This window comes from Caulobacter sp. UNC279MFTsu5.1 (assembly GCF_900114015.1).
In the GTDB taxonomy this organism is placed as follows: domain Bacteria; phylum Pseudomonadota; class Alphaproteobacteria; order Caulobacterales; family Caulobacteraceae; genus Caulobacter.
Map to the genome: position 1 here is coordinate 55639 of NZ_FORN01000018.1, position 23681 is coordinate 79319.

Sequence of the window (23681 nt, forward strand, 5' to 3'; positions counted from 1 at the left end):
ACTGTCGAACATGGGAAGCGCCAGGGCCAGGTCACAGGATCTCGTGCACCTCGTAGCGGACGCCGCCCGGGATCCGGCCGCCCCGCGCGACGGCGACGATGCCGTTGAGCCAGCCGTACCGGTCCGACGACGTCTCGAAATAAGGCGTGGTGCGCAGGTAATATTCCGCGCTGTCGACGATCTCCCCGCGGGAGAGACGTTGGTCGACCTCCGCCGAAGCCCGGCGGACGCCGCGATAGGTCATCAGGATCGGGGCGCCGTCGTCGGTCGTCAGGAGCAGGCGAACATCCTGCTGGAAGGCGCCGTCGGCCCTCAGCAGCAGCAGATCGGAGCCGATGAGCGGGGACACCTCGCCCTTCAAGCGGTCGCCCTCGAAGGCGCCGCCGGACACGGGGTAGATGCGACGCTCGCCGGCCGGCGTGCGCCCCAGTTCGATCACCGGATGCAGGTGGAGGGTCAGGTCGAAGAGCGGACGGGCTTGCAGGGACAAATTCCTACCTCCTATCTAGGCGGGCTCTTCTGACACCCTCGGGGGCGACGGCAAAACGCGGGTTTCTTGCGGTTACGACAAGGAGAGTTTGTGAAGCGTCCCTCCTTGGAATCCCTGCGGGTCTTGAGCGAATGCGTGCGGTCCGGCAGCTTCGCCGCGGCGGCGAAGACCCTGTTCCTGACCCCCGCCGCCGTCAGCCTGCGCATCCGCACGCTGGAGCAGGACCTTGGAAAGCCGCTGTTCGTGCGCAGGGGGCCGCGCGTGACCGCGACACAGGACGCGATCGCCCTGGCGGGGCGCGTCGACCGGGCCCTGGGCGACATCGACCAGGCGCTGGAGGCCTTCCACCGCGCCTGTCCGGTCATCCGCGTCACGGCTCCGCCGACCTTCGCCGCCCGCTGGCTGGCGCCGCGCGTGGACCGGTATCAGGCCGACCATCCCGGCGTGGCGATCGAGCTCGACGTCTCGACGGACCTGCGGCCCGGGCGCGACTTCGACATCGCCGTCCGAACCGGCAGCGGTCCCTGGCCGGACTGGACCTCACACCCGCTGTTTCCCGTCGACCTGACGCCGATGCTCGACCCGGACCAGGCCGCGCGGCGCCGCATCGTCCAGCCCACGGACCTGGAGGGACTGATCCTGCTGCCGCATCCGGATTGGCCGCGATGGCTGCGCGAGGCCGGCGCGCCCGACGACGCCCGGTTTCGGTTCGCCGCCGTGGACTATCCCAGCCACGAGCTGAACGCGGCCTCCGCCCTGGCCGGCCAGGGCGTGGCGCTGCTGCCCCGCAGCCTGTTCCAACCGATGCTGGATGACGGCCGCCTGGTCGCGCCGTTCGCCCATACCCTGGTCGACGCCGATTGGCATTTCGCGCTGCTGCACGAGGCGGAGACGCGGCCTGAACCGGCCGGCTTCGTGGCGTGGCTGCTGTCCCAGGCCCCGCAGTCGCCGAAGTCCAGGTAGACGCGCCACCGCCGCTCGCCCGCGGCGATCCGGCGACAAGAAAAAGGCGGCTCCCGAGGAAACCGCCATTTTTATCGAGTCCGTCAAAAACCTGAAATCGAGCCCAAAAACACTAAACCCGTCGCGGGGGATAATCGCGACGGGTCCAGCTATTTCTCGATCATTCGATCTAGGTGGGCGTTTCCTCCCCGAAACGCCGAAGGAAGGGAGCTCTCTGTGGGCTCGTTTCTTCCTTGCAAGGGTTAGAAACGGCAAATCCGAGATGGTGTCAACGGCAACCATCGTGAATCCGCGACGACCGACGATATTTTTGACACAAAACGGTTAGATTGGACCAGCGGGTCAAACTTATCGCCGATCTCTCAGCAAATTTTTGACAACCCAGTCAAAACTTACCGAAACAGCCGATCCCGCAGCCTGTCCAGCACCGCCGACCGCGACTCGAAGACATAGTCCGGACGCGAGACGGTGACCGGCTCGACCCCGGCCGCCCCCAGGGCGGCGGCGGCCTCGAACAGGTCGGCCGCGGCCAGCAGGGCCCCGTTGGCCCGTCGCGCGCCCTGGCCGACGAACGGGGCCACGGCCGCCTGGCCCGCCGCGTCCTGCTCGGCCGGCCAGACCAGGGTGGCCAGCTTGGCCGCCCGACCCTTGGCTTCGACCACGGACAACAGCCGGGCCAGCGACCCGACCTGCTCCTCCGTCCACGGCGTGATCAGCGAGGCGGTCAGCTGGGCCTGGCTCTTCAGGATCACCCCGTCGGACAGGATCTTCAGCCCGTTGGCCGCCAGGGTCGCGCCGGTGGTGGTGATGTCGACCACCAGCTCGGCCGCGCCGGCCGCCGGCGCCCCCTCGGTGGCCCCGCTGCTCTCGACGATCCGGTAGTCGGCCACGCCGTGGCGGGCGAAGAAGGCCCGGGTCTGGGTGACGTACTTGGTGGCCACGCGCAGACGCCGGCCGGTCTTGGCCAGGTGGGCGTGACCGACCTCGTCGACGTCGGCCATGGTGTCGACGTCCAGCCAGCTCTTGGGAGCGGTGACCACCAGGTCGGCGCGGCCGAAGCCCAGGGCCCGCAGCAGCATGACCCGCGCGTCCATGTCCTCGCCCCGCTCGCGCAGCAGGTCCTCGCCGGTGACGCCCAGGTGCAGCTCGCCGCTGTCCAGCCCCGCGGCGATGTCGCCGGCCGACAGCAGCCGCACCGACACCCCCGGCAGGCCCGACAGCTCGGCCGAATAGCCGCGCGCGCCGCCCGACATCTCCAGCTTGAAGCCGCACTCGGCCAGCCAGGCCTCGACCTGGTCCTTCAGCCGGCCCTTGGACGGGATGGCGAAGATCATGGGCGTTGCTTGGGTCGCGCTCATTCGCCGCCTCCCGCATAGGCTCGCGCCGGGCGCACCATGCAGCCCACGGCGCCGGTTTTCGTCTCCGCCCCCACTCTTGTCGCATCGAGCCGCGCGGGCAGGCCGTCATAGCGGCCGCCGGCCGCCACCGGCCGCTCCTCGTCGAGGGCGGCGCTGCGCACCTCGAATAGGAAGCCGTCGTAATAGCCGAAGGCCCGGCCGAAGGCGGCGGCCAGGCGCAGGCGGTCCTCGGGCACGCCGCGCGCGACCAGGCCGGCCAGCCGCCGGCGCCAGCCGTCCAGGGCCGCGTCCAGCCCCGCCCGCTGCGGGCCGCCCAAGGCCGAGATGGCGTCCAGGGCCGCGTCCGGACGGTCGCCGACCGCCAGGAAGGCCCGCACGGCGTCGGCCTCGCCGACCGACAGCCGGCCGGTCTGCGCGGCCTGGGCGCGCTCGACCAGGCGGTGGGCGATCTCGGCCGGACGACGGCCGCCGACCGGCTCGATGCCGGCCAGGCTCCACAGCTCCTGCAGCACCGCCGAGGCCTCGGCCTCGGGCAGGCCGGCCAGCAGGGCGGCGATGCGGCTCTTCTCCTCGCCCGGCGCCTGGCCGCCGCCGTCGCCGCCGTCCAGCTCGATCCGCAGCTGGCGCGGCTTGCCGAACGCCCGCTTCAGCCGCGCGCCCAGCGGCGGGGTCAGGCCCAGGCTGTCGACGAAGGCCCCGAACAGGCTGACGTCGCCCAGCAGCAGGGTCAGGTCGCCGCGCCCGCCGGCCGCCGAGGCCGCCCAGGCCAGGGCGGCGATCTCGGCGTCGGCGCCCACGGGGTCGCCGGACTCGAAGGCCTCGACCCCGAGCTGCAGGAACTCCTCGGCCCGGTCGCCGCCCCGCGGCGCGACGCGGAACGCCTTGCCTTCGTAGAAGTAGCGGCCTTCGCCCGCGCCGCCGGCCAGGTGCTGGCGGGCGATGGCGACGGTGAAGTCGGGGCGCAGGCAGGCCTCCTCGCCCGCGTCGCCCGAGACCACGAACAATCGCGAGCGCATGGCCTCGCCGGCCAGGTCCAGCAACAGGCCCAGGGGCTGCAGCACCGGCGCGTCGGTCGGGGCGGCCCCGGCCGACAGGAACGGGGCGCGGATGGCGGCGAGCGCCTCCGCCGGAATGGAACGCTCGAGCCTCACGACATCAACCCCCGATGATCTTGCGCACCGCCGCGACCAGTTCGCCGCGCGGGATGGTCTGCTGGCCGGGCCGCTCGGCCTTCCAGGCGGCGTTGTCGGCGATGCCGGAGGCCAGCTCGCGGCCAAGATCCAAGTCCTTGATGGTCACCGTGCCGGCCGCGATCTCGTCGCCGCCCAGCATGATGGCGGCCGGCGACAGCCGGCGGTCGGCGTATTTCATCTGCGGCCGCATGCCCGAGGTCCCGAGATAGACCTCGGCCGAGATCCCCGCCGCGCGCAGCTCGCCGGCCACGGCGAAATATTCGCCCATGTGGGCCTGGTCGAAGGCGATGACCACCACCGGCCCGCGCGCCGCCCCGCCCGGCTCGCGCCCGGCCGCCCGCAGCGCCGCCGCCAGGCGCGAGACGCCGAACGAGAAGCCCGTGGCCGGGGTCGACTGGCCGGTGAACCGCGCCACCAGGTCGTCATAGCGCCCGCCGCCGCCGATCGAGCCGAAGCTGACCTTGGCACCCTTGTCGTCCGTGGTCGACAGCAAGAGCTCGGCCTCGAACACCGCGCCGGTGTAGTATTCCAGTCCCCGGACGATCGACGGCTCAAACAGCGCCTGGTCGTCGGCCACGCCCAGGCTCTTCAGGGCCGCGTCGATCTTGGCCAGCTCGTCCAGCCCCGCGTCGCCCTCGGCCGAGCCGCCGATCACGTCGGCGATCTTGGCCAGCGTCTCGGACCGGCCGCCGCTCCCCGCCTGGACGAAGTCCAGCACCGAGTCGACCGCCTTGCCGACCAGGCCCGCGCCCTTGGTGAAGGCGCCGCTCTCGTCCAGCCGGCCCTCGCCCAGCAGCAGGCGCACGCCCTCGACGCCCAGGCGGTCCAGCTTGTCGACGGCGCGCAGCACGGCCAGCTTCTGGCCCTGGGTCTCGACCCCGGCCGCGGTCAGCAGGCCGTTCAGGAGCTTCCTATTGTTGATCTTCAGCACCGCCGCCCCGCGCGGCAGGCCGGCCGCCTCCAGCCCCTCGACGGCCATGGCGATGATCTCGGCGTCGGCCTCCGGACGGGCCGAGCCGACGGTGTCGGCGTCGCACTGGATGAACTCGCGGAACCGGCCCGGCCCCGGCTTCTCGTTGCGCCACACCGGCCCGAAGGCGTAGCGGCGGAACGGCTTGGGCAGGGTCTCCCAGTGCTGGGCGGCGAAGCGGGCCAGGGGCGCGGTCAGGTCGTAGCGCAGCGCCATCCACTGGTCATCGTCGTCCTGCAGGGCGAACACCCCCTCGTTGGGACGGTCGCTGTCGGGCAGGAACTTGCCCAGGGCGTCGGCATATTCGAACGCCCCGGTGTCCAGCGCCTCGAAGCCGTAGCGCTCGTAGACGGCCGACACCGCCTCCAGGATCGCCCGCTCGGCCCGCAGGTCGCGGGCGCGCTTGTCGGCGAAGCCGCGCGGGTTGCGGGCTTCGGGACGGAAGGTCTCGCCGGAGGTGTCTGGCTGGTCGGTCATGCGCGTCGGGTCCTGATCGTAGGTCTCGACGGATGGCGCTCGTACGAAGCCCCATCCGCCTTGGGCGGGGCTGCGGCTGGGCTGTCGCTAGAGCGAACGGACCCGGCCGATCCCGCGAGGCGAGGTCGGATGGTGGTGGCGGCCGTGATGATGCGGCAGGCGGGTCATGGTGGCGGGGCTTGTAGCGGATAGGGGGCGATGGGGGAAGGGGTGAGGGCTCGGCATTCCATTTTGCGAGCAGCACGCCCTCCTTGGATCAACTCGCAACAATCATAAACTGGTCAAGAGGCCCAAACACCAGCTATCCAAAAGCTCAAGAGTCGAAGCTCAGCAAAATCCGCCATACAGAAGCGGATAGGCATGCTTCGAAATCGCTCGGGGAGGTCAACTTGATTGAAGCGCTGACGCTTTCTCGTTTCGCTCGTTCGCATATTCAGCCGGTTTCGAGAGTTTGGTTTGAACTTTCGGATACGGATTCCTTCGACCGATGCGTAAAGCTTGCGGTTGAATGGATGGCCGCTGAACCGACCGGGAACGGCCATCAAAGATCTGGCACTTCGCTTCCAAATGCAGCTTGGGAAGGCCAGACCTTCGACATCACAGACGAAATTGGCGCAAACCCCACCAAGGCTGTCCGCCTTACGGCTCGCGATGGAAACTTATGGGCGGCACGCCTCGACTGGCCAGAACCAAACTTTCCTAGAACTTGGATTTCCGAGTTCTTCGTAGAGAAACGCGTAGGAAGGATGACCCGCTTCGGGGCGCAGGTTACCTGTGTAAAAAGGGGCGAATCCCCAGCCTTCGAAATTACACGCCCAAATGTCGTCCAGCGCGTGTTGGGCGAATTAGCGGCAGAGGCCGACAACCGCCCCCTTTCCGATTACATCGAAATATCGAATATAAGGGACATCCCCGATATAGTTGAACTTATATACTCATCTAACAGACGATTACCGGTAATAATAATAACTAATGATGATAACGGAAATACATATATCTCTCCAAATAACATTTCGAAAAGGGTGGGCGGATCGTCACATATCTATCATTTAGACAACGATGCCATAAGTGAATTACAGCGTACTATTGGGAAGCGCATGTCCGCCTTCAATGGAGCCGTACGACTCTATGAGCCCGGCCTTACCGAAGCGACAGAAGACCCATTTGCACACCCCCTATGGCTGAAAAATGCCAAACCGCCAGGAACCCTCATAAGGCAAATAACAAGTCGCGTCCTGCAAGCAGCATTCCTGGATAGATCGGAATTTTCCTTTCCGCGCTATTCAACAGTAAGGGACGCCAGCCGCCGAGAGGAAAAGGATAGTAGTCACGACGCGCCGTCTCCTCAAGTGGAACTTGAGCAAGCTCTAAACTTGGTCAATGAGTACGCCGAAGAGCGCGACGAATGGCACAGCCTAGCGCTGGAAGAGCAAGATCGTCGCCTAGAAGCGGAGCGAGAGGTTGAACGACTCAAAGCGGAAAACATCCGCCTTGAAAACAAGCACCGATTTTCAAAATATTTATCTGAAGGCGAAAAAGAAGAAGACCACGCGCTGGCACCGCCCCGCAGATTGGAATCCTACGAAGATCTTGAAGATTGGGCAGAAGAAGTACTTCAAGACGCTGTCTATATACACCAATCTGCCCTTAAGGATTGCAAGAAAAACGGCAATAAAAATATGCTGGAGCTCATAGAGAAGTCTCTATTGATTATGAAAGACTACATGACACCCGCGAGGATTAAGAATGATTCACAGCTAAAATTAGAAGTTAAAAATAAGCTCGCCGAAATTGGAGTTGAGGACTCAGCATGCTTTGTTGATCGAGACGAAGCTAAACGTAGACCTCAATACAGCATAAACTACGATGGCGATACCCGCGTCCTATTTGACCACCTTAAACATGGAAACGGATATAATAACGCCTACCAGTTTCGTATTTACTATTTTTGGGATGAGAGAAACAAGCGTCACGTTGTGGGAAAAATGCCATCGCACCTGCCAAATAACAGAACAAACTAGTCTGAATATCAACAATACGGACGCCTCCAGTACGGAGACATGATTTATGCGGGACTTCGAGCAACCAAATCCCCATCACATCTCACGGCGAGACGATCGCAGGACGGTACGGGTTGCTCAAGGACCGCCCGGAGGGCGGCCGCGGCGCGGCGGCGCGGGGCGCCGTCCTTGACCAACCCGTCCCGTCCTGCACGCTGCAGCCTTCGAGAGATGTAAGGTTCGGCCCAACCTAGGGAGTAGGGCGCGGTGACCCTTCTCCCCTTGCGGGAGAAGGTGGCGGCCGCAGGCCGACGGATGAGGGGTCGAAAGGCCTGTCGGAAAGGCCCGCGAGACCCCTCACCCGGCCCTTCGGGCCACCCTCTCCCGCAAGGGGAGAGGGGACCGACCCGTCTTTATCCTCGGGCGATCGACTCCAAACCCCAATCCGATCAACGCCCTAAAAGACCCGAATTGGTCCTCGGAGTCCGAAACCGCCCCCATACTTGACCTCGCCCCACCACCGGGGAGGCCGTCCAGCTGGCGACCTGGCGGGTGGCGGGGGCGGTCGAGCGGGAAGCGCTCGTCGGTGGTCTTGAGTGACGCTTCGCGCGGTCCGGGCAGGTTCCCTGAAACATCGGGACGAAACCCGGCCGGCGAAGGATCGGCGAAACGCGGCAGGCGCGGGCTGAAATCGCCCGCGCGGTCCGGACGGGGTACGTCGCCCCTCCGCCCGCCGGGGGCCTCCATCGGAGCGGGTTAAAAATCCGCGATCCGAAGGCTCTCGTCCACCGGCCGCGCGGAGCGTTCCGGCCCTGTCGAAACGGTACACTCCAAATCCTACACCGGGCATGGCCCGGACGCTCCGCCGCCCCCCCAAGCCTCAGCGGGTTTCCGCGTGAGATCGACAAACCGTGTCCGCCGCCCCTTGCCCCCACCTGACCGCTTCGCGGTCTGTCCGCCCCCAGAGGGGCGGAGCCTCTTTCCACGGAGAGCCTTCCATGGCCAGACATCGCCCCCAGACCCCGGCCGGTCCGGCCGCCAGGATCGACATCGACGCCGCCCTGCGCGCGGCCCACGCGGAGCTGGAACGCCGCAAGGCCTACAAGCACCTGGTCTATCTCGAAGGGCGGATCGCCGAATTCCCGCCCGTGCCCGACGACCCGCCCTATGTCGAGATTTTTCCAGATCTCTCCAAGTCTTAACGGCGGCTTCACCAGTGTTATCCACAGCCCCTCACAGTCCACGAACATGAACACCGTGTAATGTGTCCTCGAAGTAATCCACCTTTCCGGCTTGTAACTTGAGGTGAAGGTCCGGGGTCGGCAGTTATCGCGACATCTGAGGGGATGACACGATGACCAAGACCATGCTGCTGGCGACCACCGCCGCCGCCCTGCTGCTGACCGCCGGCGCGGCGGCCCACGCCGCCGAGGGGGCGCCGCAGGCCGCCCAGGCCCCGGTCCCGACCGGCCCGACCAGCCAGGCCCCGCTGGACGACGCGGCCCAGAAGGGCGTGCTGGTCTTCACCCCCGACTTCTTCGCCGCCCAGCGGCCCAACACCGCCCTGGACATGGTCGACCGGGTGCCCGGCTTCACGGTCGACGACGGGGCCGGGACGCGCGGCTTCGAGGGGGCGGTCGGCAACATCCTGATCAACAACAACCGCCCGGCCTCGAAGAACGACGCCGGCTCGGACGTGCTGGAGCGCACCCCGGCCAGCCAGGTCGACCGCATCGAGCTGATCCGCGGCGGGGCGCCGGGCATCGATATGCAGGGCTATTCGGTGGTGGTGAACGTGATCCTGAAGTCGGCCGCCAGCCGCCAGTCGATCGTCACCTGGAACGCCGGCCTGTTCGACGGCGGCCACGACGTCTGGGGCGGCAGCTACCAGTTCACCGCCAAGAGCGGCGAGCGCAGCTGGAGCGTGCTGCTGAGCGACGGCACCTCGACCAGCGACTCCAACGGCGTGGGCCGCAGCATCCGCCGCGACGGGGCCGGGAAGGTGCTGCGCGACGAGGCCTTCGCCAACGACGGCTGGGGCGGCAGCGACTCGGCGCGGGTCAACTATTCGGGCCCGCTGGCCGGCGGCAAGGTCGAGGCCACGGCCGAGTACGGGGTCCATGACTGGAAGGAGTGGCAGAAGATCAGTTCGCCGGGCGTGCTGCGCGACAGCGCCTACGCCGAGGACACCAAGTCGGGCGAGCTGGGCGTGACCTATATTCGGCCGCTGAAGCCGAAATGGACGCTGGAGACCCGGGTCATCCACCAGTTCGAAAGCTTCGACGACGTGGCGACCGGCGGCGACAGCGAGCAGGGCCTGGACCAGCGCTTCACGGCCAAGGGCGACTCCTCGGAATCGATCGTCCGCGCCCTGGTCCGCCACGAGCCCGGCGCGGCCCTGACGATCGAGGCCGGCGGCGAGCTGGCCTACAACATGCTCGACACCCACCAGACCTATGCCGAGAACGGGACGCCGGTCGACCTGCCCAGCGCCTCGGTCAAGGTGGAGGAGCTGCGCGGCGAGGCCTTCACCAAGGCCACCTGGCGGGTCAATCCCAAGCTGACCCTGGAGGGCGGCCTGCGGCTGGAGACCTCGACGATCAAGCAGTCGGGCGACGCCTCGAACAAGGAGAGCTTCTTCTACGCCAAGCCGCGCTTCCAGGCGACCTGGACGCCCAAGGCCAACCACCAGGTGCGGGTCCGCTTCGAGCGCGAGCTGGGCCAGCTGGACTTCGAGGACTTCGCCGCCTCGTCCGACCTCGACGACGGCAATGTCTATGGCGGCAATGTCGACCTGCGGCCCGAGCAGCGCTGGATCTCGGAGATCACCTTCGAGCGGCGGTTCTGGGGCGAGGGCATCGTCTCGGTGGGCTATCGCCACGACGAGATCATCGACGTGATCGACCGCATGCCCCTGCCCGGCGGCCTGTCGGCGGTCGGCAACATCGGCAACGGCACGCTGGACCGGCTGTCGGTCAACATCGTGGTCCCGACCGACCGGTGGGGGATCAAGGGCGGCCGCTTCACCTTCAAGAACGACTGGAACGAGACCCACGTCACCGACCCGACCACCCACAAGGACCGGCCGATCTCGGAGGTGCGCCCGACCCAGGCCAATATCGGCTTCCAGCAGGACATCGCCGCCTGGAAGACCCAGTGGGGGATCAACTGGCTGCCGAAGCTGGGCCGGGACACCTTCGACCCCGACCAGACCGGCGGCTGGCGCGGCGCGGCCTATTTCGAGACCTTCGTCGAATACAAGCCGACCCCGACCCTAGCCCTGCGCGCCCAGCTGAACATGTGGGACGACTTCGTCGTCCGCCGCACGGTCTACGCCGACCGCGACACCCGGGCGGTGGCGTTCAGCGAGGAGCGCGACATCAACCCGCGGACGTTCTGGACGCTGCGGGTGAGGAAGACGTTCTGAGACGGCGATGGACCACTCTTTAACTCCGCTCATCCCGGCGAATGCCGGGACCCAGATCCCAAAGCCGTGTGGCTGATTGGAGAGGCTCAGCGCTTATGGCGTCAGCCACACCGCCATTCCATCTGGGTCCCGGCATTCGCCGGGATGAGCGGAGGTTGGGGCGAGGTCTATTTTTTTAGCCGCCCGATCAGCGCCGCCGTCGACGGATCGTGGCTCCCCGCCGCCCCGCTTTCCAGCTCGGGCAGGATGCGGCCGGCCATCACCTTGCCCAGCTCGACGCCCCACTGGTCGAAGCTGTTGATCCCCCAGATCACCCCCTCGACGAAGGTCTTGTGCTCGTAGAGGGCGATCAGGGCGCCGAAGGTGCGGGGGGTCAGGCGGTCCATCAGCACCAGGGTCGACGGCCGGTTGCCGGCGAAGGTGCGCTGCGGGGCCAGGGTCGCGATCTCGGCCTCGGAGACGCCCTTGGCGGTCAGCTCGGCGACGACGTCTTCCGTGGTCCGCCCCACCATGAACGCCTCGGCCTGGGCCAGCAGGTTGGACAGCAGCTTCTCGTGCATGCCGGCCGGTCCCTCGTCGGACTTGGCGACGCCGATCAGCTCCATCGGGGTGATGTCGGTTCCCTGGTGCATGCACTGGAAATAGGCGTGCTGGACGTTGGTGCCCTCGTCGCCGAACACCACGGTGGCGGTGCCGCGCTTGACCGGCCGGCCGTCGGGCCCGACCGACTTGCCGTTGCTCTCCATCTCCAGCTGCTGGAGGAACGAGGCCAGGCGGCGCAGGCGGTGCGAATAGGGCACGACCGAGCGGGCGCGGCGGTCCAGGCCGTTGCGGTTGAAGATCTGGGCCAGGGCGATCAGCACCGGGGCGTTGGCCTCCAGCGAGGCGGTGCGGAAGTGGGCGTCCATCTCGGCGGCGCCGTCCAGGAAGCCCTGGAAGACGTCCCAGCCACAGGCCACGGCCACCGACAGGCTGACCGACGACCACAGCGAATAGCGGCCGCCGACCCAGTCCCAGAAGCCGAACACGCGATCGTCGGCCACGCCGAAGGCGGCGGTCTTGTCCAGGGCGGTGGAGATGGCGGCCAGGTGCTGGTTGGCGCCGGTCTCGCCCAGGGCGGCGGCCAGCCAGGCGCGGGCGGCGCCGGCGTTGGCCAGGGTCTCCTGGGTGGTGAAGGTCTTGGAGACCACGATGACCAGGGTCTGTTCCGGATCCATGTCGGCCGTGGTCAGGGCGAACTCGGCGCCGTCGACATTGGCCACGAAGCGCAGGTCGATCTGCGGCTTGACCGGCCGCAGGGCGTCCCACAGCAGGCGGGGGCCCAGGTCGCTGCCGCCGATGCCGATGTGCAGGATGGCCTTGAACGGCTTGCCGGTGGCGCCCTTGATCTCGCCGGAGCGGACGGCCTCGGCGAAGGCCTTCATCCGGGCGCGGACGGCCTCGACCTCGGCCATGACGGGCGCGCCGCCGGCCTTGACGTCGGCGTCGGCCTTGGCGCGCAGGGCGGTGTGCAGGACGGCGCGGCCCTCGGAGCTGTTGATCGCCGCGCCGCCGAACATCGCCGCCCGGGCGCCTTCGACGTCGGCCGCGTGGGCCAGGTCCAGCGCCGCCTCGAGGCCGGCCTCGTCCCAGGCCTGCTTGCTGAGGTCGACGTGCAGGCCGGCGACGTCCAGCGTCAGGGTCTCCAGCCGCCGGGGCTCGGCGTCGAACATCTCGACGATGCGCTTTTCGCCGGCGGCCTTGGCGGCGGCTTCCAGGCGGTTCCAGGCGGCGTCGAGATCGGCCATGCGGCGTTCCTTCATGCGAGGGGTCACGGGGTCTGGTAAATCGGCGTTTACCCGGGCGGGCTTACCAAACCCCTGCCGCCGCGTCATGAAGACCAATGACGTTTTTCGCGGGGAGAGCTCCATGTCCTGTGACGCCGTCGCCTTTTCCGCCATGCTCTGGTTCGCTTCGTTCAGTCCGGACGTCCAGGCGGGCCCCGCCCCCGCCGTGGTCCAGTCCGGCCAGGCCCCGGCCTCGGTGGCCGGCGAGCCGCTGTTCATCGACATCGTCGGCCGCGCCAAGGGTCTGAAGGCCCAGGCCGAGGCCTATCGCGCCGGCCTGCCCAAGGACCCGGCCGCCGTCGCCGCCGCCCTGAAGGGCTTCGACGTCTTCCAGGGCAAGATCGCCGAGCTGTCGGCCCTGGACATGAAGGGCCACGTGACCCTGAAGGAGCGCGGGGCGGTCGACGACCTCAAATGCATCCTGCGCGGCATCAGCCAGGACCTGCCCGAGAAGCTGAAGGCCGTGGGCGAAGCCAGGACCGTCAAGGACCAGGACCTGGCCCTGCGCGACATGGTCTATCTGCTGAACGACAACGTCGAGGTGATCACCGCCCCGCCGCAGCCGGCGGCTTAGGCGGGTCCAGCGTGCCGTAGGGCCGTCGCCGCACCTTCGCCATCGAGGCTTGATAAGGCGCAGCTCGCCGTCCAGAAGGTCGGCTCCGCCCGAGACCCCCCCGCCGATCATGCCGTTGACCTTCAAGCGTCCCCTACCGCTCGCCGCCCTCGTCCTGGGCCTGGCCCTGGCCGGCTGCGCCACCGAGACCAAGACCACGGTCTTCGTGCCGGTCGTCGCCCCGACCCCGCCCAGCTCGCTGACCCCGCAGCCGGTGATGCTGTTCAACCAGACCAAGGACGGCCGCAAGCTGTTCACCCTGGACGCCGAATTCCCCTATTGCGACGTCGAGACCGGCAAGGTCATCGTGGTGCCGCGCTGGTACGTCACCGACTTCGCCAGCGTGCCCTGGTACGGCCAGGGCTTCGTCGACCCGCAGGGCCCGACGGCCCGGGCCGCCATCGTCCACGACTGGCTCTACACGATCGGCGAGCCGGGCAAGCGCGAGGAGGCCGACGCCATCTTCCTGCGGGCGATGCTGAAATACGGCGTGCCGCCGTTCCAGGCCAACATCGCCTATCAGGCCGTGCGGATCGGCGGCGACAAGGGCTACGGCCTGCCCACCGACTGGCGGTTCACCGACCCCAAGCGCCAGGACCTGTTCCAGCCCCCGCCCTTCCCCAAGCCCAGGACCGGCGCGGTGCGGATCCTGCCCCGCTGCCAGGGCTTCGGCGCCCTGATCCAGAGCGGCTGGCGGGCCTATCCGATCAAGGCCCCGACCGTGGTCGCCCCGCCGCCGGTGGTGGTGACGCGGACGCCGCTGGACCAGGTGAAGGACCGGCTGCCGTTCGGGAGCAAGGGCGAGAAGAAGAAGTAGAGGGTGGGTCGATACTTGCCCCCACCTGACCGCTTCGCGGTCTGTCCGCCCCCATAGGGGGCGGAGCCTCAATCCCGAAGGCTCTTCCCCTCTGGGGGAAGACGGTCGCGAAGCGACCCGTAGGGGGCAAGTGACGCGGACTCCTACCCCTTCGCGGCTTTTTCGACCGCCTCGATCACCAGGCCCTCGGTCAACAGCTGGGGCAGGACCGCCGGCTCGCCGCTTCCCTTGGGATAGACCAGGTACAGCGGCACCCCGGCCCGGCCGTGCTCGGCCAGGGCTGCGGCGATCGTGGCGTCGCGCTTGGTCCAGTCGGCGCGCAGCAGCACGGTGTCCGACGCCCTGAAGGCGTCGACCACGCGCTGGCCCTTCAGGGCGGTTCCCTCGTTGACCTTGCAGGTCACGCACCAGTCGGCGGTGAAGTCGACCATCACCACCTTGCCCTGCGCTTGCAGCGCCTTGACCTTTTCCGGACTCCAGGCCTCGGACGCCAGGCCGGGACCGGCCGGGACCTCGGCGCTCGTGGCCGCCGCGACGGCCGGCGCGGCGCGGACGCCGACCGCGACCAGGGCGACGGCCGCGACCAGCGACAGGGCCGCCAGCCCGAACGGGACCAACGCGCCCTTCCCCTCGATGCGCCGGCCCTGGGCCAGGCCGTAGAGCCAGGCGGCGAAGGCGACCAGCACGCTGGCCGCCAGCAGCGCGGCCAGGGGGATCCCGCCGGTCTGCTGGCTGTAGACCCAGGCCAGCCAGGCGGCGGTGGCGTACATCGGGAAGGCCAGGCCCTTCTTCAGCACGTCCATCCACGGGCCCGGGCGTGGCAGGCGAGCCAGCAGGGCGGGGGCGAAGGCCAGGATCACGAACGGCGCGGCGAAGCCCAGGGCCAGGCCCAGGAACACGGCCAGCGACAGCAGCGGCGGCTGGGTCAGGGCGTAGCCCAGGGCCCCGGCCATGAACGGCGCGGTGCACGGGGCGGCCACCAGCACGGCCAGGGCGCCGGTCAGGAACGACCCGCCGATCCCGTTGCCGGATGCGCCCGAAGCCACGCCCTGCACCGAAGCGCCGACCTCGAACACGCCGGACATGTTCAAGGCCACCAGCAGCATCAGCAGGGCCAGCCCCGCGACCACCGCCGGCGACTGCAGCTGGAAGCCCCAGCCCACGGCCGCGCCGCCGGCCCGCACGGCGATCAGCAGGCCGGCCAGAACAAGGAAGGTGATGACCACCCCGGCCAGGAAGGCCAGGCCCTGGACACGGGTTCGGCCGGCATGGTGAGCGTGGGCGGTCAGGCTGGCGGCCTTCATCGACAGGATCGGGAAGACGCAGGGCATCAGGTTGAGGATCAGGCCGCCGATGAAGGCGAAGGCCAGAGCCAGGGGCAGGCCCAGGGCGGCCCCTTCGGCCGCTCCGCGGGCCTTGGCCGGCGCAGCGGGCGGCGCGCCCAGGCCGCCGGCCTGGGCCGGGATCGCGCCCGGCGTGGCGGTGACCTCGTAGGCCGCGCCGTTCAAGGCCAGCACCCCGGCCAGCTCGGTCGGCTTGGCCTCGGCCTGGGTGAAATCGTAGCCGGGGGTCAGAGACAGGGTCAGGCCCTCGGGGCCGCGCTCGATCGCCTGCTCGGGCGGATGCTCGATGACCTTGCCGGAATAGGGATAGAAGAACGCGCCCGACACGTCGGCGCCCTTCAGCGGCGCGCCGGTCACGGCCAGCTTCAGCACGCCGCCCTGCAGCGCGAACACCGCCTTCAGCCCGGCCGGCTTGGGGGCCTTGGCCAGGGTCTCGGCGACCTTGGCGCCCCACTTGGGATCGGTCCCCGGCATGCCGGCCACGACCGGCAGGGTCAGGGTGACGACAGCATCCTCGGGCACGCAGACCTGCTCGCAGACCAGGAAGGCGGCGGCGGCCTTCAGGGTGACGACCGAGCCGACCCGGGCGTCGGCCGGCACGCTGATCGGCACGGGCAGCAGCACCTCGCCGGTATAGGCGAAGTCCAGCAGCGGCCCGACGCGGCTCTTCTCCGGGGTCGGCCAGACGATGTCGCCGGCGGTCCAGCCGGCCGGCAGGGTCCAGACGATGCGGGTGGCGTCGCCGGCGTCGCCTGGATTGCGCCAATAGGTGTGCCAGCCGGGCTGGATCTTCTGGCGCAGGGCCACATAGACCGTCGAGCCCGGGGCGGCGCCGGCTTCCTGCGAGACCAGCTCGACCTCGATGTGCCCGGTCTGGACCGGCGCGGCCCGGGCCGTTCCGGTCAGGACGGGCGCGCCCAGCAGCAGGGCGATCACCAGCGCCGGCAGGACGGCGAACAGTTTGCGGAGCGGCATGAACAGGTTCCAGGCGCGGTCCAAGGCAAGGACGCGGCAAGACACATGGCTTGTCCAAGCGCTCTCGACAATGGCCAAGCCGTCGTGATCAGGTCCAAGACCCGCGTTCGCAAGAGAGTCGCCCGTCCATGCCCGCTTCCTTCGACGACATCGAGATCGGCCAGGTGGTCACGCTGGGGACCACGGTCGTCGACGGCAAGGCGCTGGACGCCTTCTGCGCGGCGTTCCAGCCGGGCTGGCCGGCGGCCAGCGGCGCGCCCGACACCATGGTCTTCGCCATCTGGTCGAAGCTGGACGCCGAGGCCAGCGCCGCCTGGCCCCAGACCAAGCGGGTGGGCGTCGACGCCCTGCGCTGGCTGCGCAACCCGCCGGCCGGCGAGCTGCTGCGCGGCCGCATGACGGTGATGGGCAAGGACCCGGTCGGTGACGGCAAGGGCATCGTCATCGCCCAGCACGACCTGCTGGACGAGGCGGGCCGGCTGGTCTTCTCGTGCCTGACCCGGAGCATCTTCGCCAGATAACGCCCTCTCCCCTCCGGGAGAAGGTGAAACAAAAAAGGCGGCGGGCTCTTTCGAACCCGCCGCCTCTTCATGCGTCCGAAGACGTGAAGCCTAGTTCAGCGCGCCGTTGGCGGCCTGTTGCTGCTGGCGGATGGTGGCCAGGGCGATCAGGCGGTCCCAGCCGATCAGCGACACCAGGTGCGCATAGATCTGGGCCAGGGCGCCGCTGGCCTGCAGCTCCTTGATCTTCTCGGCCGGCAGGGCGTTCAGCTTCTCTTCCGAGACGCCGAAGTACTCGGCCACGGTCTGCGGCTCTCCGGCCGAGCCGTCGGGGTTGACCGGGGTGAAGACGGCCTTCTTCAGTTCGAACAGGTCGTTGTCCTTCAGCAGTTGCACGAACGAGTCCGTGCGGCGGCGCTCGACTTCGAAGTCGTCGCAGAACTTGATGCAGTTCTGGGTGTATTCGGTCGGCTCGCCCTTGTCGTCGAACAGCGGGGTCTGGCCGCCTTCGGCCAGCAGGTCCGAGCCGCGGTCGATGCAGACGATCAGGCGATCCTGGCTTTCGTCATTGGCCAGGACGAACGGGTAGCGGCGGATATAGGCCGGGATGTAGGCGCCGGCCTCGAAGGCGCCGTCCGCCTGGATGAACAGGTTCTCGCCGGTGTTCAGGCCCATCACGGCCAGCGGCACGCGGTCGTCGCCGGCGAAGATCACCGGATAGCTCAGGGCGGCCGGGGCGAATTCGGTGACGGCCAGCGGCACGGCGGTGCCGCTCAGGGCGAAGCCGTAGGGCTTGTCCTTGTGGACCAGGGCGAGCTTGGCGTGCTGCTCGCGGTTCAGCGGCTCCGGCGAGGAGTAGAAGAGGACGTTGCCGGAGATGCCGCCGGCGGGTTGGGTCGTTTCCATGAACAGCTCGACAAAAGGCTAATGAACGGACGCCTATTGCGCTCAGGCGGCCTTTAAAGGTCTGGCGCTTCTAGCCGATCCGGCGGGGCCTCGCAATCGACCCCTCCCCCTTGCGGTCAAGCCGAGCTTTGTTTCGTCCCTGGCGGGAAAACGGCGCCGCTTGCGGCCTCTTTCAAGGTTCGGAGCGCTCGCCCCCTCACGATTGTCATCCCGGAAAGCGCGCAGCGCTTGTCCGGGATCCAGGGCAGCCGCAAGGCCTTCGCCCAGTCCCCTGGATCCCGGACAGCCCCTGCGGGGCTTCCGGGATGACAACTGTTTTATCCAACGACGAGCCCGATCCCCCCTAGAACTTCCAGGCCACGCCCGCCCGCACCGAGCGGCCCGGCGACGGGGCGATGTCCTTGAGGAACGAGACGTGCTCGCGGATCTCCGCGTTGGTCAGGTTGCGGCCGTCGATGAACAGCCGCAGCGGCGAGTCGGCGATCGGCTTGAACGTGGCCTTCAGATTGACCACCGTGTAGCCGTCGGTGGGCAGCTCGAAGGTCGCCACGCGGTCCTGCTCGGCCACCCGGCGCACCTCCAGCGTGGTCTCGACACGCGGCGCGGTCCAGACCACCGAGCCGCCCAGCGACCACGGCGGGATGCGGGCCGGAACGCCCGCGTCGGTGTCGCCATGCACCCAGTCGAAGGTGGTCTCCAGGCGCAGCGACTGGGTCGCCCCACGCCAGGCGTCGTAGCTGGCTTCCAGCTCGGCGCCGTGGAAATCGGCCTTGGTCTGGAAGTACTGGTAGACGGGCAGGTCGTCCTCGACCGCGCCGGTCGGGGCTTCCTCGATGAAACTGTCGTACTTGGCCGCCCACAGGTGGCCCTCGGCGCGCAGCCGGTCGCCTTTCCAGCGGACCGTGGCCTCCAGCGAGGTGACGGTCTCGGAATCGAGCTTGTCGTCGCCGACCTCGAAGCCGCCGGTGCCCGGGTGCGGGCCGTTGGCGAACAGCTCGAACTCGGTCGGGGCCCGGCCGTTGCGCGACAGGGTCAGGGCGTAGAACAGGCTGTCGGTCGGCTTGAGGAACACGCCCAGCGAGGCCGAGACGTTGTCGAAGTCGCGCTTCTGGGTCGGGGTCTGCAGGGACCGGGTGTCGAAGCGCAGGCCGCCGTCTATCCCCCAGGTCCCGCGATCCAGGCGCTGCAGGGTGAAGATCCCGTACTCCTTGATGTCGGTCGAGGGCACGAAGGCCTCGTCGCCGATGGCCTCGAAGTGGCGGTCCAGAGCCTGGAAGCCGATGGCGCCCTGGTGGCCGTCGTGCTCGCGGTGCACCAGCTCCACGCGGCCCTCGGCCCCGTGCGACAGGAAGCGGGTGCCGACCTCGCCGTCCTCGACGCTGACCTCGGCGTGCTCGTAGTCGGCGTAGCCCAGCGAGACGCGGACCTTCTCGAACAGCTTGCTGTCCAGCTCCTGCTCGCCGCGCAGGTCGTAGCGGGTCTGCTGCAGGTGGATCGAGACCGGGCCCTCGGCGTTGGGGTCGATCGGGGCCAGGATCTGCTCGTAGGGCACGCCGTAGGTGGTGTCGGTCTTCTTGACCGAGGCGCCGATGAACCCGCGGTCGTGGACCCAGGAGACGCCGGCGCCATAGGCGTCGACCTCGACGTCGGTGTTCTTGACCCTGTGGTCGGGATCGACGGTCAGGCCGTCGCGGGCCGCCAGGCGGTCGGACACCGCCGCCGTCGGGATCGAATAGTCGCCGGTGCGGCGGCTGGAGGCGTCGGCCGCGAACACGATCGGCCCCTTCCCGGCCTTGACCGCGCCGCTATAGGCCCAGCCGTCGTCGACCGACGAGACCGAGGCCGACAGCCGGCCCTCGGGGCCGTTGGCGGCGGGGGTGGAGGGCACGCGGTCGTCGATCATGTTGACCACTCCGCCGATGCCCGAGCCGCCATAGGCCAGGGTGGAGGGGCCGCGCAGCACCTCGATCCGCGAGGCCTCGCCCGGGTCGCTGGCCACGGCGTGGTCGGGCGACAGGGCGCTGGCGTCCACCTGGCCGACGCCGTTCTGCAGCACCATCACCCGGGGTCCTGACAGGCCGCGGATCACCGGACGCGAGGCGCCGGGGCCGTAGAAGGTGGACCTCAGGCCCGGCAGGCCGTTCAGCAGGTCCCCGATGCCGGCCGCCGGCGCGGTGTCCAGCTGATCGCGGGTCACGACGTTGACGCTGCTGGTCACGGTGTCCAGCGACACGGCGTAGGGGGCCGCGGTGACCACCACCTTGTCGACGGCGTTAGGCGTGTCCGGCGCGGCGGCGTCCGCCGCATCGGGGGTCGGAGCGGGGGTCTCGGCGGCCTGGGCCAGGGGGGCGACGAGGGCGAAAGCCAGCAGGCTCGCGGCGGAGAGCAGAACGCGACGGGGCATGGGAAATCCTGGACCTTGGCCGGGGCAGCGGCTTGGATCGAGCGTTATGAAATAACATTACGACTCGTCAAGCGGCTTCATGCTTGACGCCGTCCCTCGCCGCCGGTCTGTGGGCGGATGACCGACCGGAGGCCGCCCATGACCCGAAACGCGCTGCTGCCCGCCGCCCTGGCGGGCGTTCTGCTGGCGGGCTGCTCGCCGGTCCAGGACCTGTTCTCGCCCCCCAAGGCCGCACCCTACGCCACGAGCCCCAGCACGGCCAGCTGGACCAAGCCGCCGGCCGGCTATCTGAAGACCGGCATGAACCTGGACGGGGCCCTGATCGTCGGCCCGCCGCCGGCCCCGGACTCACCCCGCGGCAAGGCCGACCGGGCGACCTTCGAGACGACGCGCAAGCTGGCGGGGACGCCGGCCTGGGACCACGCCATCGCCGACGCCGACCTGTCGGGCGCGCACGGCTTCAAGAGCTTCTCCTGCGCGGCCGGCGTGACAATCGGCCCCGAGGCCACCCCGACCCTGGCCAACCTGCTGCTGCGGATGACCGACGACGCCGCCACCCTCTACCAGCCGGCCAAGGCCGTCTTCCAGCGCCCCCGTCCGCCGGTCGGCAACACCCGGCCGATCTGCGTGCCGCGCGAGCCGTGGATCGAGACCGACGGCTCCTATCCGTCCGGCCACGGCCTGATCGGCTGGTCCTGGGCCCTGGTGATTTCCGAGGTCGCGCCCGCACACGCCAGCGCCGTCCTGGCCCGCGGCCGCGAATTCGGCGACAGCCGCGTCGTCTGCGGCGTGCACTATCCGAGCGACATCGAGGCCGGGCGCTATCTGGGCTCGGCCCTGGTCTCGCGGCTGCACCAGGATCCGGCGTTCCTGGCGGACCTGGAGAAGGCGCGGGCCGAGGTGGCGGCGTCGCGTGCCAAGGGGGCGCCGGCCGGGTGCGGGGCCAGTTGAAGACCCCCTCAGTCGCTCCGCGACAGCTCCCCCGGAGGGGGAGCATCAGGTCGCGCTAGATCCTCCCCCTCTGGGGGAGGTGGCCCGGAGGGCCGGAGGGGGTAGCGCCGCGTCGCCACGAACACCACGTGCGGCCGCAACGGATCGCCATCCGCTAGGCCCGGATGCTCGAAATCCCGCTCGGGCGCATGGACCATGCCGATGCGCTTCATCACCGCCTGGGACGCCAGGTTCGTCCGCGCCGTGAAGGCGATGATCTCCTCCAGGCCCAGCGCCCTTAACCCATAGTCCAGCGCCGCCCGCGCCGCCTCGGTGGCGTAGCCCTGGCCCCAGGCGTCGGGCATGAAGCGCCAGCCGATCTCGACCGTCCCGGGCATGTCCATCTCGGGCGGAACCCACCAGACGCCGGTCATGCCGATCACCCGGGCGTCGGCCTTGCGCTCCACCACCCAGAAGCCGAAGCCGTGCTCGGCCTCGTGGGCCTGGACGCGGTCGACGAAGACGTCGCTGGCGGCGCGATCGCGCGCCCCGCCCAGCCAGGCGCCGACCCGCGGGTCGGCGTTGAGCGCGGCGATCGCGTCGCGGTCGGTGTCGACCGCCGGGCGCAGCACCAGGCGGTCGGTGTGGATCACGCCGGCCGGCCGTTGGCCAGGGCGGTGTAGAACTCCGGCCGCCGGTCGCGGAAGAAGCCCCAGGCCGCGCGGTGGGTCTGCAGGAAGTCCAGGTCGAAGGTCGAGGCGACGATGCCCTCGTCGGCCCGGCCCAGTTCGCTGACCAGGTCGCCGCGATGGTCAGCGACGAAGGACGAGCCGTAGAAGGTCTGGCCGCCGTTCGGATAGCCGTCCCACGGCTCGAAGCCGATGCGGTTGGCGCCGACCACCGGGATCACGTTGCTGACCGCGTGGCCCTGCATGGCCCGCCGCCACGGCAGGGCGGTGTCCAGGCTGGGGTCGTGCGGCTCGCTGCCGATGGCGGTGGGGTAGAACAGGCACTCGGCGCCCATCAGCGCCATGGCCCGGGCGGCCTCGGGGTACCACTGGTCCCAGCAGATGCCGACGCCCAGGCGGCCGAAGCGCGTGTCCCAGACCTTGAAGCCCGTGTCGCCCGGCCGGAAGTAGTATTTCTCCATGTAGCCGGGGCCGTCGGGGATGTGGCTCTTGCGGTAGAGGCCCAGCAGGCTCCCGTCGGCGTCGGCCATCACCAGGCTGTTGAAATAGTGCGGCCCCTCGCGCTCGAAGATCGAGATCGGGATGACCACGCCCAGCTCGCCGGCCAGGGGGGCGATGGCCTTGACCACCGGATGCTCGCGCCACGGATGGGCCTCGGCGAACCACCGCTCCTCCTGGGCCACGCAGAAGTACGGCCCCTGGAACAGCTCGGACGGCAGGATCACCTGGGCGCCCTTGGCGGCGGCCTCGCGGATGAAGTGCTCGGTCTTCTTGATGTTGGCCTGCAGGTCCATCCCGTACGAGGTCTGGATGGCCGCGACGCTGAGGGTGCGGGTCATTCGCCGGGCTCCTGAATGGGTCGATAACGCAGCTAGGGAGCGTCCAAATCGTGACGCGCGGTGCTTCTTACAAGAGGCGTGCGGCATGTAGCTGATGATCAAGCACCAATCCAGCCGCGATCCCGTACTTTACGGCTTAGTTTGCGTGTGCATCATGACGCTCCTCACGGGAACGAACATCGTGCAAGAATTCAATTGGACATGCCCACATTGCCATCACGCTCAGGTAGTTACCGAGAACCGTTTTAGCCAAAACTTTCGCGAATTGGATATCTCGGGTTATCGCGATGGCAGATTAGGCTTAGGGTGGCGCGCAATCATATGCGCTAACAACCTGTGCAGAGAGCTCACGCTGTCGGTCAATGTTCAAAAAGCAACTTCTGGACCGAATTACACCGACATACCTGTGGTCGGATCGACTCCGAGATTAGTGCGACGACTAATCCCCGAAGCAGCCAGTAAACCTCAACCCGACTTCATTCCTGCCCCGTTGAGAGAGGACTATCGTGAGGCTTGCGCGATCGTTGACCTTAGCCCCAAGGCGGCAGCGACCCTCGCGCGCCGCTGCCTGCAGGGTATGATCCGCGACTTTTGCAAGATATCGAAGCGGACTCTCGATCTAGAGATTAAGGCCCTGAGGGAGGCCGTCGACGCAGGACAAGCGCCATCCGGGGTCACACACGAGGCGGTCGACGCGATCGATCATGTGAGGAAACTCGGCAACATCGGCGCCCATATGGAAAAGGACATCAACGTTATTGTCCCGGTTGACGCAGGAGAAGCCGGCATTCTCCTACAGCTAATCGAAATGCTCTTTGAAGAATGGTATGTGGCTCGCCACGCTCGCATCACTCGCCTAGCGCAAATCTCGATGATCGCAGCCGAAAAAGAAGCTGCTAGGCTAGAGCCGGCGGTCACCCAAATGCTCATCGCGCCGCCTGAAGCCGAGCCGGGTTAGCGA

At 68.4% G+C, this 23681-nt stretch carries 18 protein-coding genes and 1 pseudogene; 9 read left to right on the forward strand and 10 right to left on the reverse strand.

Annotated elements, in window-relative coordinates; genetic code table 11:
- Positions 1-31: 31 nt before the first annotated feature.
- Complete coding sequence (locus BM066_RS12150; RefSeq protein WP_018062057.1) at positions 32-490, reverse strand: DUF3237 domain-containing protein; 459 nt, start codon at positions 488-490, stop codon at positions 32-34.
- A 90-nt stretch (positions 491-580) separates the two neighbouring features.
- Here BM066_RS12150 and BM066_RS12155 point away from each other — a divergent pair, with 90 nt between their 5' ends.
- Positions 581-1453 carry a LysR substrate-binding domain-containing protein gene (locus BM066_RS12155; RefSeq protein WP_049801100.1) on the forward strand — a complete coding sequence of 291 codons (873 nt, stop codon included), beginning with the start codon at positions 581-583 and terminating at the stop codon, positions 1451-1453.
- Between the two features lie 392 nt (positions 1454-1845).
- On the opposite strand, the gene hisG is transcribed toward BM066_RS12155, so the two are convergent.
- The 3 genes from hisG to hisS are packed head-to-tail and all read right to left on the reverse strand — an operon-like array spanning position 1846 to position 5451.
- A complete protein-coding gene (hisG, locus tag BM066_RS12160) occupies positions 1846-2811 on the reverse strand; it encodes an ATP phosphoribosyltransferase (protein ID WP_049801101.1) in 966 nt (321 codons plus the stop codon).
- Positions 2808-3962, reverse strand: coding sequence for an ATP phosphoribosyltransferase regulatory subunit (locus tag BM066_RS12165; protein ID WP_018062060.1), 1155 nt, complete (start codon positions 3960-3962; stop codon positions 2808-2810). The genes hisG and BM066_RS12165 overlap by 4 nt, the downstream gene beginning before the upstream one ends.
- Before the next feature lie 4 nt (positions 3963-3966).
- Positions 3967-5451, reverse strand: coding sequence for a histidine--tRNA ligase (hisS, locus tag BM066_RS12170; protein WP_018062061.1), 1485 nt, complete (start codon positions 5449-5451; stop codon positions 3967-3969).
- A 389-nt stretch (positions 5452-5840) separates the two neighbouring features.
- Here hisS and BM066_RS26445 point away from each other — a divergent pair, with 389 nt between their 5' ends.
- The 3 genes from BM066_RS26445 to BM066_RS12180 all read left to right on the forward strand — a co-directional run bounded on the left by BM066_RS26445 (position 5841) and on the right by BM066_RS12180 (position 10878).
- Entirely contained in the window at positions 5841-7472 is a 1632-nt protein-coding gene (locus BM066_RS26445; protein ID WP_177218445.1) for a hypothetical protein, read from the forward strand.
- 977 nt (positions 7473-8449) lie between these two features.
- On the forward strand, positions 8450-8653 hold the full coding sequence (locus BM066_RS12175) for a hypothetical protein (RefSeq protein WP_018062063.1): 204 nt from the start codon (positions 8450-8452) through the stop codon (positions 8651-8653).
- A gap of 152 nt (positions 8654-8805) precedes the next feature.
- Positions 8806-10878, forward strand: coding sequence for a TonB-dependent receptor plug domain-containing protein (locus BM066_RS12180; protein WP_089928170.1), 2073 nt, complete (start codon positions 8806-8808; stop codon positions 10876-10878).
- A 167-nt stretch (positions 10879-11045) separates the two neighbouring features.
- Here BM066_RS12180 and pgi read toward each other — a convergent pair whose 3' ends face one another.
- Positions 11046-12665, reverse strand: coding sequence for a glucose-6-phosphate isomerase (pgi, locus tag BM066_RS12185; RefSeq protein ID WP_089928174.1), 1620 nt, complete (start codon positions 12663-12665; stop codon positions 11046-11048).
- 121 nt (positions 12666-12786) lie between these two features.
- Here pgi and BM066_RS12190 point away from each other — a divergent pair, with 121 nt between their 5' ends.
- Entirely contained in the window at positions 12787-13278 is a 492-nt protein-coding gene (locus tag BM066_RS12190) for a hypothetical protein (protein WP_026176360.1), read from the forward strand.
- 109 nt (positions 13279-13387) lie between these two features.
- A complete protein-coding gene (locus BM066_RS12195) occupies positions 13388-14134 on the forward strand; it encodes a DUF1353 domain-containing protein (protein ID WP_177218446.1) in 747 nt (248 codons plus the stop codon).
- 143 nt (positions 14135-14277) lie between these two features.
- Here BM066_RS12195 and BM066_RS12200 read toward each other — a convergent pair whose 3' ends face one another.
- Positions 14278-16452: a protein-disulfide reductase DsbD family protein gene (locus BM066_RS12200; RefSeq protein WP_089928218.1), complete on the reverse strand. Its 2175-nt coding sequence runs from the start codon at positions 16450-16452 to the stop codon at positions 14278-14280.
- 128 nt (positions 16453-16580) lie between these two features.
- On the opposite strand from BM066_RS12200, the gene BM066_RS12205 reads away from it, so the two are divergent.
- Positions 16581-16973: a MaoC family dehydratase gene (locus BM066_RS12205; protein WP_056757492.1), complete on the forward strand. Its 393-nt coding sequence runs from the start codon at positions 16581-16583 to the stop codon at positions 16971-16973.
- A gap of 90 nt (positions 16974-17063) precedes the next feature.
- On the opposite strand, the gene BM066_RS12210 is transcribed toward BM066_RS12205, so the two are convergent.
- Both BM066_RS12210 and BM066_RS12215 read right to left on the reverse strand, forming a co-directional pair.
- Complete coding sequence (locus BM066_RS12210) at positions 17064-17858, reverse strand: SapC family protein (protein ID WP_089928177.1); 795 nt, start codon at positions 17856-17858, stop codon at positions 17064-17066.
- Between the two features lie 343 nt (positions 17859-18201).
- Positions 18202-20262, reverse strand: coding sequence for a TonB-dependent receptor (locus BM066_RS12215; RefSeq protein ID WP_089928180.1), 2061 nt, complete (start codon positions 20260-20262; stop codon positions 18202-18204).
- Positions 20263-20400: 138 nt separating this feature from the next.
- On the opposite strand from BM066_RS12215, the gene BM066_RS12220 reads away from it, so the two are divergent.
- Positions 20401-21213 (forward strand): acid phosphatase, encoded by an 813-nt coding sequence (locus tag BM066_RS12220; RefSeq protein ID WP_089928182.1) that lies wholly within the window; start codon positions 20401-20403, stop codon positions 21211-21213.
- Positions 21214-21326: 113 nt separating this feature from the next.
- Here BM066_RS12220 and BM066_RS12225 read toward each other — a convergent pair.
- Both BM066_RS12225 and aguB read right to left on the reverse strand, forming a co-directional pair.
- A pseudogene (locus BM066_RS12225) lies at positions 21327-21845 on the reverse strand (GNAT family N-acetyltransferase); the annotation flags it as partial.
- Entirely contained in the window at positions 21842-22720 is an 879-nt protein-coding gene (gene aguB, locus BM066_RS12230) for an N-carbamoylputrescine amidase (RefSeq protein ID WP_089928186.1), read from the reverse strand. The pseudogene BM066_RS12225 and the gene aguB, both read right to left, overlap by 4 nt.
- Positions 22721-22814: 94 nt before the next feature.
- On the opposite strand from aguB, the gene BM066_RS12235 reads away from it, so the two are divergent.
- Positions 22815-23678, forward strand: coding sequence for a DUF4145 domain-containing protein (locus BM066_RS12235; protein WP_218150908.1), 864 nt, complete (start codon positions 22815-22817; stop codon positions 23676-23678).
- Positions 23679-23681: the final 3 nt, after the last annotated feature.

Excerpts from the sequence above, each read along its gene's own strand:
- hisG (WP_049801101.1), bottom strand. The coding sequence starts at position 2,811 with ATGAGCGCGACCCAAGCAACGCCCATGATCTTCGCCATCCCGTCCAAG.
- hisS (WP_018062061.1), bottom strand. The coding sequence starts at position 5,451 with ATGACCGACCAGCCAGACACCTCCGGCGAGACCTTCCGTCCCGAAGCC.
- BM066_RS12175 (WP_018062063.1), top strand. The coding sequence starts at position 8,450 with ATGGCCAGACATCGCCCCCAGACCCCGGCCGGTCCGGCCGCCAGGATC.
- BM066_RS12180 (WP_089928170.1), top strand. The coding sequence starts at position 8,806 with ATGACCAAGACCATGCTGCTGGCGACCACCGCCGCCGCCCTGCTGCTG.
- pgi (WP_089928174.1), bottom strand. The coding sequence starts at position 12,665 with ATGGCCGATCTCGACGCCGCCTGGAACCGCCTGGAAGCCGCCGCCAAG.
- BM066_RS12190 (WP_026176360.1), top strand. The coding sequence starts at position 12,787 with ATGTCCTGTGACGCCGTCGCCTTTTCCGCCATGCTCTGGTTCGCTTCG.
- BM066_RS12195 (WP_177218446.1), top strand. The coding sequence starts at position 13,388 with ATGCCGTTGACCTTCAAGCGTCCCCTACCGCTCGCCGCCCTCGTCCTG.
- BM066_RS12200 (WP_089928218.1), bottom strand. The coding sequence starts at position 16,452 with ATGCCGCTCCGCAAACTGTTCGCCGTCCTGCCGGCGCTGGTGATCGCC.
- BM066_RS12205 (WP_056757492.1), top strand. The coding sequence starts at position 16,581 with ATGCCCGCTTCCTTCGACGACATCGAGATCGGCCAGGTGGTCACGCTG.
- BM066_RS12210 (WP_089928177.1), bottom strand. The coding sequence starts at position 17,858 with ATGGAAACGACCCAACCCGCCGGCGGCATCTCCGGCAACGTCCTCTTC.
- BM066_RS12215 (WP_089928180.1), bottom strand. The coding sequence starts at position 20,262 with ATGCCCCGTCGCGTTCTGCTCTCCGCCGCGAGCCTGCTGGCTTTCGCC.
- BM066_RS12220 (WP_089928182.1), top strand. The coding sequence starts at position 20,401 with ATGACCCGAAACGCGCTGCTGCCCGCCGCCCTGGCGGGCGTTCTGCTG.
- aguB (WP_089928186.1), bottom strand. The coding sequence starts at position 22,720 with ATGACCCGCACCCTCAGCGTCGCGGCCATCCAGACCTCGTACGGGATG.
- BM066_RS12235 (WP_218150908.1), top strand. The coding sequence starts at position 22,815 with ATGATCAAGCACCAATCCAGCCGCGATCCCGTACTTTACGGCTTAGTT.